The 8,410-nt window shown below is 65.4% G+C and carries 6 protein-coding genes and 1 pseudogene; 4 read left to right on the top strand and 3 right to left on the bottom strand.

Features of this window, described 5'->3' with window-relative positions; translation table 11 throughout:
• The 3 genes and pseudogenes from VFG49_RS02105 to VFG49_RS02095 form a co-directional block, all read right to left on the bottom strand.
• Positions 1-194 (bottom strand): acyl-CoA thioesterase (locus tag VFG49_RS02105; RefSeq protein WP_324857846.1); only part of this gene is annotated, 194 nt, incomplete at its 3' end.
• Positions 195-261: 67 nt separating this feature from the next.
• On the bottom strand, positions 262-1,257 hold the full coding sequence (locus VFG49_RS02100; protein WP_324857847.1) for an isoaspartyl peptidase/L-asparaginase: 996 nt from the start codon (positions 1,255-1,257) through the stop codon (positions 262-264).
• A 192-nt stretch (positions 1,258-1,449) separates the two neighbouring features.
• Positions 1,450-2,055 (bottom strand): annotated as a pseudogene (locus VFG49_RS02095) (cyanophycinase); the annotation flags it as partial.
• A 340-nt stretch (positions 2,056-2,395) separates the two neighbouring features.
• Here VFG49_RS02095 and VFG49_RS02090 point away from each other — a divergent pair.
• The 4 genes from VFG49_RS02090 to VFG49_RS02075 form a co-directional block, all read left to right on the top strand.
• Complete coding sequence (locus VFG49_RS02090) at positions 2,396-2,980, top strand: sigma-70 family RNA polymerase sigma factor (RefSeq protein ID WP_324857845.1); 585 nt, start codon at positions 2,396-2,398, stop codon at positions 2,978-2,980.
• Positions 2,958-3,983: a FecR family protein gene (locus tag VFG49_RS02085; RefSeq protein ID WP_324857844.1), complete on the top strand. Its 1,026-nt coding sequence runs from the start codon at positions 2,958-2,960 to the stop codon at positions 3,981-3,983. The genes VFG49_RS02090 and VFG49_RS02085 overlap by 23 nt, the downstream gene beginning before the upstream one ends.
• A 101-nt stretch (positions 3,984-4,084) precedes the next feature.
• Complete coding sequence (locus tag VFG49_RS02080) at positions 4,085-7,162, top strand: TonB-dependent receptor (RefSeq protein WP_324857843.1); 3,078 nt, start codon at positions 4,085-4,087, stop codon at positions 7,160-7,162.
• Between the two features lie 51 nt (positions 7,163-7,213).
• The coding region (locus VFG49_RS02075; protein ID WP_324857842.1) for a hypothetical protein at positions 7,214-8,410 on the top strand (1,197 nt) is incomplete at its 3' end.

Below are 8,410 nucleotides of genomic sequence, written 5' to 3'. Positions count from 1 at the left end.
AGGATCGGCTGGACGAAGCGAATGCCGCCGACTGCGACGGTGACGCAATACTTGCCGCTCCAGCCGACCGCACAGGCGTAGCCGGCCTGGTCGATCCATTTCATGACCATTCCGCCGTGGACCTTGCCGCCGAAATTGACGTCGGTGGGCTGGGCGAGGAAACGGAAGTTCACTTCGTGCTGCTTGCCTGGCATGGGCGATCGGCTCCGTGGCGCGGTCAATGCGACATTATGCACCCTTCGCCCGCCCGGCCGCGTCCGGCTAGCGACTTGCCGTTGGAAGCGTGAGTGCGTCCGTCGCGTAGATGGCCACGTGCGGAACGCCGTCGGCGCCAATCCATCCGCGATACATGCCTTCGGTATTGAAAGGCAGCGCTACCTCGCCATTGGCACCCAGCACGATGGCACCGCCGTCGCCGCCCATGCCGGGAATTTCGTCTTCGATCACTGCTCTTCCCGCCTGCGTGGCCGACTCGCCCAGGCGCCCCATGCGCAGGCAGATTTCGCGCGCGGCGCTGACTCGCAGGTAGTACTCGCCCCAGCCCGTGCCCGACACCGCGCAATCGACATCGGCATAAGTACCGGCACCGATGACGGGCGAATCGCCCACGCGTCCATAGCGCTTGTTGGTCATGCCGCCAGTGGACGTGCCCGCTGCGAGGCGCCCCTGGCTGTCGCGTGCGACCGCGCCCACGGTGCCGAAGTGCTTGATCGCTTCGCGGGTCGCCTGGGCCTGGTGGTTTTCTTCCTGCAGCGCACGCTGCAGTTCCTGCCAGCGACGCTCCGTGCGGAAGTACGAAGGATCGACCAGCGACACGCCCTGCTCCGCCGCGAACTGCTCCGCACCATCGCCCGCGAGCATCACGTGCTGGGAATGCTCCATCACCGCGCGCGCCAGCAGGATGGGATTCTTCACCTTGTGCACGCCCGCCACGGCGCCCGCCGCCAGCGTGGCGCCGTCCATCAGCGATGCATCGAGTTCATTGCGGCCGTCATGCGTGAACACGGCACCACGCCCGGCATTGAACAGCGGGTCGTCCTCCAGCACGGTGATGGCCGCGGTGACGGCGTCCTTGGCGCTGCGGCCCTGCTTCAGCTGCTCGTAGCCGTGCCGCAAGGCCAGCTCCATCGCGGCGCGTGCCTTGGTCTCGCTTTCGGGCGTCATGCTGGCGCGCTCGACGCCGGCGCCACCGTGGATGGCAAGCACCACGGTCTGTTCGCCGAGCAGCGTGAGTTCGCCCTTCTCCACCGTGGCAATCGCCTTGAATGCAGGCTTGTCGACCTTCAAGGTGCGCAGGTCGATGCCGCTCTGCGGGCCGACACCGGTGATGCGCAAGTCGCGATAGGCCAGAGGTTTTCCGGCCTCTGCCTGCTGCGGCGCGCCGGCGGGCTGCACCAACCACGCGAAGCCGTTGCGGGTAGTGAACACGCGACCCTTGCCGTCGCCATCGATGCACAGCGAGGTGCGCTCGTCCACGCCGATGCCGATGGTGTTGGGGTCGCCTTCCACACGCTCGCGCGCCAGCAGGGCGATCAGGCGACCAAGGCGCTCGCGTGCGGAAAAATGCGTGTCGGTGAGCACGTGTTCGAGGAACGGCAGGTGCAGGAAATCCTCGACCAAAGTCACCGGCTTGCCGAGCGGATCGGCCATCGCTTCCTTCGAGACAAGACTGCCTCCGTCCATGGCACCGTAGACATGCGCGCCCAGCACGGCGAGTCCGGCGCTGCTGCCGCCGATGGGCTTGCCGGCACGCACGTGCGCGTTGAGCGCTTCCTGCATGGCCGTGCCCTTCCAGTAGCGCACGTAGTTCGCCTGGTCGCCGCCGGCGAGGAAGATGCCGTCGGCGTGCTGCACGACGGCCAGCACGTCCGGATTGTTCGAGGCTTCGCGCGCGCTGAACACGATGGTCTGCACGGAAGCCACGCCGCCGATGCGGCGAAACCATTCTTCCTGCAGATCTTCGGCGCCGGACGCGCGCAGGATCACGATGTGTCCATGGCCGGCGTGTGCCGATAGCCACGTAAATGCCTTGTCGACCCAGTCGCCACCGCCCATCAGCATGGCGCCCGCTTCCACTTTCGCAGGCGTGGGCGTCGTTACGTTGCCGATGGCGTAGTAAGCGTAGCCCGGTCCTTTCGCAGCGATCCCGGCGTGGGCGAACGACAGGCAACCGGCGAAGACGAACAGCGCCAGACAGGCGCGAGCGAAGTGACGCGTAGTACAGCGAAGAAGCATGGCGATTCCTGCGGCTGGGCGACGACTTGCCGGCCCCGGCATCCCCTGGTGGCCAGCCCCGATCCTCACGAAGACGAATCTGCGCGCCACTTCCCCCATGACTGCGCAAGACGAATTTGGCCAATAGGCACGTCGGAAAAATCCCGCTATGTTCCGGCGCATGGACGACACCCTGGACGCCTGGTTCACCCGCGAGATCCTCGTGCACGAAGCGGCGTTGATGCGGCTGCTGCGGCGCAGCTGGATGCATCGCGACGATATCCACGACCTGCGCCAGGAAGTCTACATACGTGTCTACGAAGCCGCCGGTCGTGGCCGCCCGCTGCAGCCCAAGGCCTTCCTGTTCACCACTGCACGCCATTTGGTGACCGACCGGCTGCGCCGCAGTCGCGTGGTGGCGATCGACGCCGTGGGGGATTTGGACGCGCTGAACGTCCTTATCGACGAGCTTTCGCCCGAACGGCGCCTGGACGGGCGGCAGATCCTCAAGCGCCTCGCCGAGGCATTTGACGGATTGCCGGCTCGCTGCCGCGAGGTGGTGTGGTTGAGAAAGGTGCAGGAGCTGCCGCAGAAAGCCGTGGCGGCGCAGTTGCAGATTACCGAGAAGACCGTGGAGAAACAGGTGGCCAAGGGCATCCGACTGCTGGCCGATCATTTCTACGGCGAACGTTTCACCACCCGTGTCCCCGCACGGACCGAATCCATGTTGAGCGCCGCACCCCATGGCCAGCAGCAGACAGATTGAACTAGCCGCGGCGAGCTGGCTCGCCCGCCGCGACGCCGGCGACTGGGGCGCCGTGGAGCAGGCTGCGCTCGATGCGTGGATGGCCGAATCCATCGCGCATCGCGTGGCGTTCCTGCGCCTGGATGCCGCGTGGCGCGAGGCTGGCCGGCTGCAGGCGCTGGGCGCCGGCCTCGCGGCCGACCGCGTGCCCGCGCGTGGACGCTGGACGCAACCGGCAGCGCCCGAGGACGTCCCTGTCGTCACGCCAGCCCGTCGACGCCACGCGTTTGCCTGGCGGTGGCTGGGCGCGTTGGCTGCGGCATTGGTGCTGGCGGTCGCCGCCACGGCGGTCTGGTACCAGGCCGGCAGCGAGCCTCCCGCCAGCTACGTCACCGCCCTTGGGCAATTGAGCGAAGTCGCGCTGGTGGATGGTTCGCACGCCACGCTGAGCAGCGACAGCCAGATCCAGGTCGCCTGGTCGCGGCGCGAGCGGCATATCGACCTGATCCACGGCGAGGCCTACTTCACCGTGGCCAAGGACCCGCACAAGCCGTTCGTGGTGGAGGCCGGCAAACGGCAGGTAGTTGCCGTGGGCACGCGCTTCTCCGTGCGCCGTGACGGCGATCTGCTGCGCGTGGTGGTGACCGAGGGCGTCGTACGGCTGGAGCCGGCGGGCGCCGACGGCAGTGGCACCTCTTCCACCCTGCTGCCGGCGGGCAGCGTGGCCCAGATCGACGGCAACGGCATGCTGGTTCGCACCGTGTCGCTGGCACAGGCCGAGCAATACCTCGACTGGCGCGGCGGCTACGTGAGCTTCCACAACACGCCGCTGGCCGCTGCCGTGAGCGAAATGAACCGCTACAGCGCCCGCAAGATCATCGTTGCCGATCCGGCCATCGCGGGCATTCCGCTGGGCGGGAATTTCCGCTGGTCGAACACCGACGCCTTCGTGCACCTGTTGGTGGCCGGCTTCCCGGTGCGGGCCGAGCAGCGCGGCGACCGGGTGCTGCTGCACGCGCGCTAGGCGCGTTTCGGAATAAAAACTTGCCGAGCGAGTGCGGGGTTTTCCCGTTTCGTTCGTCATGACGGTGTGTACGACGTCACCAGAACGTCTCGGGGGAGACCATGACCGCACTACGCACCACGTTGTTCGTGTTGGCCAGTTCGTTGTCGCTGCTGGCCCATGCACAGGAAACCGCTGCGCACATCGACATTCCGGCCGGCAATCTTGTCGACGGGCTCGATGCCCTGGCCAAGCAGTCGGGCGCCCAGTTCCTCTATCGCGCCGACCAGTTGCAAGGCCTGTCCACGCATGGCGTGCATGGCGACCTGGCACCACAGGCCGCGCTGACCCGCCTGTTGCAGGGCACCGGTTACACGGCGCATCGGGAAGCCTCCGGCGCCCTGGTCATCGTCAAGGAGACGGCCGCGTCGCCACCGCCACCACCGCGCACCACCAAGACACCGCCACCCGACGCGCCCATCGCCCAGAACCTGGAAGCGGTCACCGTCACGGGCTCACGCATTCCACGCGCGCAGATCGAAGGTCCCGCGCCGATCACCACGATCACCGCCCAGGACATCACCAGGAACGGCTTCGCCAACGTCTCCGACCTGATGTCGTCGCTCACCCAGAACCTCGGCGCGCTCGACAACAACCAGAGCACGGACGGTTTCTCGCCCGGCGCGCAGGCGGTCGACCTGCGCGGACTCGGTCCCAACCACACGCTGGTGCTGGTCAATGGCCGGCGCATTGCCGACTATCCGCAGGCCTACGACGGCAACAGCAACTTCACCGACATCTCCAACCTGCCGACCTCGCTGATCGAACGCGTGGAAATCCTCAGCGGCAGTGCGTCGGCCATCTACGGCTCCGACGCCATGTCGGGCGTGATCAACTTCATCCTGAAAAAGAAGGCCGACGGCACCACCATCGACTACCACATCGGCGACACGCAGCACGGTGGCGGCAGCTCGCAGCGGCTGCAGATCAGCAGCGGCTATTCGAAGGGAAAGTTCGATTCGGTGTTCGGCGTGGAGCTGTACGAGGCCAAGCCGATATGGGATTACCAGCGCAGCTTCACCGACTCGCGCCTGGACAGCCCCAGTGACCGTTCCGATATCGTGGCGGGCCACACCTTCGTGCGCCAGGACATCAACGGGAACTACCTCGATCCGGGCAAGGCGACCTGTGACGGGTTATCGCATCTGGATCAGGGCTCGGTCTTCTACGCATCGCGCTCCGGCTATGCACCCGACAACGAAGGCGGCCCCGGCTACTACTGCGGAACCTACAAGGACGTCGGCTACGGCACGCTGGAGAACGGGCGCAAATCCGCCAACTTCTTCGGTTCGGCCAGCTATCACATGACCGACCACACCGACCTGTTCCTGGATGTGCTGGCCGGCACGTCCCACCAGGACAGCTACAACACGTCACTGAAGTGGGTGAACTGCGAGAAGCTCAACGGCGATTGCACGCCCACGCCGTTCTACAACCAGGCCACCGGCCAGGTCGAACAGTGGGAACGCAACTACTTCACGCTCGAAGAAAACGGCGGCCTGAGACCGGGTGAGATCCGCAACATCAACAACACGCTGTCGTTGACCGCCGGCATCAAGGGCAACTTCGGCCAGGACGAGCAGTGGAATTACGAGGCCTCGTTCGGCCATTCGCAAAACCAGCTCAAGAGCAAATGGCCGGCCCTGGTCGCGGCCAAGGCGCAGGCCTTGTACCTCGGGCCGTCGCTGGGCGTCGATCCCGACAGCGGCTACCAGATCTACAACGCGCCGGTTAGTCGCCTCTACACGCCGCTTACGGTGCCGCAGTTCCGCTCCATCACCCAGGATTCGATCGACAACGACAACAGCCGCGCCGAGGACTGGTCGGTCACCCTCAGCAATACCGAACTGTTCCACCTGCCGGCCGGTGCGGTCGGTTTCGCCGGTGTGGCCGAGTACGGCAATCAGTATTTCGGACTGAAGCCCGATCCGCTCTCGCTCGATGGCAGCTATTACGGCCTGCACAACGCCGTTGCGGTCGGTTCGCGCGATCACTCCGGGCTTGGCGTCGAGTTCAGCGTGCCGGTGTTTTCACAGCTCCTGGTCACCGCCGCGGGCCGCTACGACCGATACGAGTACGGCGCAAATTCGTCGGGCAAAGGCACCTACTCGTTCGGCTTCGAATACCGCCCCTTCACCACCCTGTTGCTGCGCGGCTCGCTCGGCACGGGTTTCCGCGCGCCAGATCTTTCTTATCTCTACGCCGGCGACAGCGGCTCCAGTTCGAGCGGCACCGACTACTACCTGTGCCGCCGCGATGAAGCGGATAGCGGTCCGGACTACTACGACAACTGCAGCAACGGCAGCGTCGATTTCAACGGACGCAGCCACGGCAGCACGAACCTGAAGGATGAAACCAGCAAGTCCTTCACCTACGGTTTCGTGTACTCGCCGATGCCGAACCTGGACTTCACCGCCGACTACTACAACATCCGGGTGAACAACGAGGTCGAATACCAGGACAGCGACAAGGTGCTGCGCGAAGAGGCCGACTGCCGTCTCGGCGTGGACGCCAACGGCGCACCGGTGGATGGCAATTCGTCGTTCTGCCAGCAGGTCGAGAGTCAGGTTGTGCGCAATTCGCCGACCGCCGGTTACAACCCGGAAGGCATCACCTCGGTACTGGTGCTACCGATCAACGCCGCTTCCGATCGTACCTCGGGCGTCGACTTCGACACGCATTACGGGCTGACCACGCGAAGCATCGGCAGGTTCGATTTTCATCTTGGTGCGACCTACGTGATCAAGCACACCACGCAGTTGTCGCCCGATACGCCGGTCGACAACGAGATGACCGACATCTACTACTACCTGATTCCACGCACCAAGGCCAACTACTCGGTGACGTGGACCTACCGCGACTTCACCACCACGCTCTTCGGGTCGCGCCTGAGCGGCATACCCAACTACGACGGCACCACTCGCCTCGCCCCGACCTTCAACTACAACGCGACCTTCAGCTACGACATCACCAAGACGTTCAACCTGTCGCTGGCCATCGACAACCTGTTCGACGCCAAGCCGCGGCGCGATCCCACCTGGACCAGCTACCCGTATTACTACATTCCCTGGAACAACCCGGTCGGCCGCGCCTTCTTCCTGGAAGCGCGCATGAAGCTCGGTGGCAGCCATAGTGAGTGACGTTGGGTTCAAGCGAGATGCCTTGCGGGGCATCTTCGCTGGCGGTCGCTCATGAAAGCAGTGCGCCTGTCCGTTCTCTGGGCCGCGTGCCTGCTGGCTTGTCCGTTGGGAGCGACGGCGCGCGCCTTCCAGTTGGAGGACGTGCAAAAGATCGTGACGCTTGGCGATCCGCAGATCTCCCCGGATGGGAAAGAGATCGCCGTGATGGTGTCCACGCCGGACTGGAAGACGGACAAGGCCCGAAAAGAAATCGACCTGGTCAACGCGGCGAATGGCACGCGCCGTGCGCTCGTCGCAAACCGCGAAAACCTGTCGTCGCCGCACTGGTCACCCGACGGCAAGCGGCTGGCGTTTCTCGCGAAAGATCCGCACAGCGGGAAAACCCAGATCTTCGTGATGTCGGCCAGCGGCGGCGCGGCGGCGCGGGCGACCGCCCATAGCCAGGGCGTGGATGACTACGCCTGGAGTCCTGACGGGCGCAGCTTCGCCTTCATTGCGCAGGATCCGTCGCCCAACGCGGCAGCCATCAAGGCGCACAACAAGGTATTTCGCGTCACCCGCGGTCATTTCCTGTTGGACGAGGAGGTAGCGCCCTGGCAGCTGTGGGTGGCACCGGTCGCGGGCGGGAAAGCCACGCAGTTGACCCGTGGTACCGCCAGCCTCGGCACCGATCATGGCGGAGCGACCACGCCCGTCTGGAGTCGCGACGGCACGCGCATCGCCTTCACGGAATTTCCGGACATGCACTGGGCTTCGTCGTTTCATTCCGTCGTTGCGGCGGTGGACCTGGCCAGCGGCGACAGGCAAGTCCTGGTTTCTGCCGAGGGCGCGGGTGATGTCGCCTTTGCACCGACAGGCGACGCCTATGCGTTTTCGCGCCCGCGCGGCGGCGACCAGAACAATGGCGATGCCGTGTATGCCAGCGTGGACGGCACAACCTACGACGCGACAGCGGCGCTGGCGCGTCATATCCACGACTATCGCTGGATGCCCGACGGCCGGACGCTGATGATCGCCGGCGCGCTGGGCACGCACACGGTGCTGTGGAAGCAACCGCTGTCGGGCAAGGCCACCCTGCTCGATCTCGGCGAGGTGGAAGCCAACAACGGCCTGAGCGTCACCGCGAGCAGCAACACGACCAGCATGAGCGTCTCGCGCACCGGCGCCGTCGCGTTCATCGGCGCCACGGCCAACCATCCTTGCGAGCTGTACGTGCTCGACGCCATCGACGCCAAACCGCGCCGGCTC

Source organism: Dyella sp. (genome assembly GCF_035685885.1).
Taxonomy (GTDB): domain Bacteria; phylum Pseudomonadota; class Gammaproteobacteria; order Xanthomonadales; family Rhodanobacteraceae; genus Dyella.
This window is presented reverse-complemented; position numbering and strand designations above follow the sequence as displayed.

What these genes read in the sequence shown, in the direction of transcription:
- VFG49_RS02080 (WP_324857843.1), top strand. Translation starts at nt 4,085, where the DNA reads ATGACCGCACTACGCACCACGTTGTTCGTGTTGGCCAGTTCGTTGTCG.
- VFG49_RS02085 (WP_324857844.1), top strand. Translation starts at nt 2,958, where the DNA reads ATGGCCAGCAGCAGACAGATTGAACTAGCCGCGGCGAGCTGGCTCGCC.
- VFG49_RS02090 (WP_324857845.1), top strand. Translation starts at nt 2,396, where the DNA reads ATGGACGACACCCTGGACGCCTGGTTCACCCGCGAGATCCTCGTGCAC.